Origin of the sequence: Halorhodospira abdelmalekii (assembly GCF_016583625.1) — a bacterium.
GTDB classification, from domain to species: domain Bacteria; phylum Pseudomonadota; class Gammaproteobacteria; order Nitrococcales; family Halorhodospiraceae; genus Halorhodospira; species Halorhodospira abdelmalekii.
Window position 1 is genome coordinate 1 of record NZ_NRRN01000116.1, and the last position, 1790, is coordinate 1790.

The 1790-nt window shown below is 61.7% G+C and carries 3 protein-coding genes; 2 read left to right on the top strand and 1 reads right to left on the bottom strand.

Annotated elements, in window-relative coordinates; all coding sequences use genetic code 11:
- Nucleotides 1-92: 92 nt before the first annotated feature.
- Entirely contained in the window at nucleotides 93-392 is a 300-nt protein-coding gene (locus CKO15_RS14610) for a DEAD/DEAH box helicase (protein ID WP_338036076.1), read from the bottom strand.
- 275 nt (nucleotides 393-667) lie between these two features.
- Between CKO15_RS14610 and modA the strand changes: the two genes are divergently transcribed.
- Together modA and CKO15_RS13635 are read left to right on the top strand one after the other, a co-directional pair.
- The gene (gene modA, locus CKO15_RS13630) at nucleotides 668-1399 is read left to right on the top strand and encodes a molybdate ABC transporter substrate-binding protein (RefSeq protein ID WP_242464811.1); all 732 of its coding nucleotides are present in this window, start codon (nucleotides 668-670) and stop codon (nucleotides 1397-1399) included.
- A gap of 58 nt (nucleotides 1400-1457) precedes the next feature.
- On the top strand, nucleotides 1458-1790 hold a 333-nt coding region (locus CKO15_RS13635), incomplete at its 3' end, for a molybdate ABC transporter permease subunit (protein ID WP_420842153.1).

The window sequence follows — 1790 nt, forward strand, 5'->3', positions numbered from 1 at the left end:
GTTATCTCTCATGGTGATGGCAGGTTCCTTTGGTGTGAGTGGTCGACGTCACTCTTGTGCACGCCGGAACCTGCCATCTTTTTTTAAATATATCAACCCTCTACAGTCTTAGTTTGGCGCCTATGCGGCGCGGCCTCTCCAGCGGCTGGAGCAATCACCTCGCTCTCGCCGCCTGCCCCACTAACCAACCAGGATAAGAGGGAGTCCGCGTCACCAACAGTCGCTGACAGGCCAAGCCGCTGTACTGGGTAAGAGCTGAGAGCTGCCAAACGACCGAGCAAGGCGATAAGGTGCCAACCGCGGTCATCTCCGGCGAAGGCATGAATTTCATCGACAATCACAACGCGAAGATCAGCGAACAGGGCGTTCTGAGTGCTCGACACGCAGCGCATTATTCATTGCCGTATGCCATGCGTGATATAGACAGGAACGTGACGACAACCTACAAAGGCCCCCTATGCAACCGCAAACCGAAGGTCCGCTCTGGTCCAAGCAGCAAGACAAGCCCCTTCTCGGCAACACCCTGATTCGGCCGCTTGAGCGGTTCGCGGCCACCGGCTCGATCTCGGCGGCCGCGCGTGCCAGCGGCGCGAGCCACAAGGCAGCCTGCAACGCCATGAGCCCCTTACTATTCAGAGGCGTGCTTGGCCTAGTCCTACTTCTTTTGATGAGCACGCTTCTGATGGGCACGCTGCAGGCGCGAGAGCCCGCCCGCATCGCCGCCGCTGCCGATTTGCGCTTTGCCATGGACGAGATCCTGGAGACCTACCGGGAGGCCCATCCCGAGCGGGAGATCGAGGTGGTTTACGGCTCATCCGGTCGCTTCCGCGCCCAGATCGAGAACGGCGCACCCTTCGATCTCTACTTTTCGGCCGACATCGAGTATCCGCGGCTACTGAAGGAGCGCGGGTTTGCGGCCTCCGAGGTCATTCCCTACGCCACGGGCCGGATCGTCTTGTGGAGCAACACGGTCGATGCCTCGGAATTGACCCTGGAGGATCTTGCCCGGCCGGAGTTTCGACGCATCGCGATTGCCAATCCCCGCCACGCCCCTTATGGCCAGCGGGCCGAAGAGGCCCTGCGTGCCGCAGGGCTATGGGAAGAGTTAGAACCCCGTCTTGTCTTTGGGGAGAATATCTCCCACGCCTTGCGGCTGGTGGAGAGCGGTGCCGCGCAGATCGGCGTGGTGGCGTTGTCGCTGGCGCTCAATCCTCGGATCGCGGATCAGCAGCCCTACCACCTGATCGACGATGCGTTGCATCAACCGCTGAAACAGGGCTTTATCATCACCCGTCGGGCCGCGGACAACGAGACCGCCGGGCATTTTGCCGAGTATATGAGCGAGCCGAGCAGCCGCGAGGTCATGCGCACCTACGGCTTCGTCCTGCCCGGCGAGTGATGCGGTCGCGAGTGATGCGGAGTGAACGACGCGTAAGGAGCGCAAGGAGCCCAGTGGCATGTTCGGCATTGGCGACAGCGATCTAACCGCCCTGTGGATCACCCTCAAGCTAGCAACCATCAGCACCGCTCTTCTCCTAGTGCTGTGCGCCCCGTTGGCTTGGTGGTTGGCCCATACGCAGTGGCGAGGCAAGGTGATGATCGAGGCGCTGGTGGCCATGCCGCTGGTGCTGCCGCCCACGGTGATGGGGTTCTACCTGCTGGTTCTGCTGGGGCCGCGGGGCGCCGTGGGGGGCTTTCTGGAGGATATCGGGGTGGGGCATCTGGCGTTCACCTTCACCGGTCTGGTAATCGGCTCCATGGTCTATTCCCTGCCGTTCGTGGTACAGCCG

Bases quoted from the DNA above. Each gene is read 5' to 3' on its own strand.
- CKO15_RS14610 (WP_338036076.1), bottom strand. From the start codon at position 392: ATGCGCTGCGTGTCGAGCACTCAGAACGCCCTGTTCGCTGATCTTCGC.
- modA (WP_242464811.1), top strand. From the start codon at position 668: ATGAGCACGCTTCTGATGGGCACGCTGCAGGCGCGAGAGCCCGCCCGC.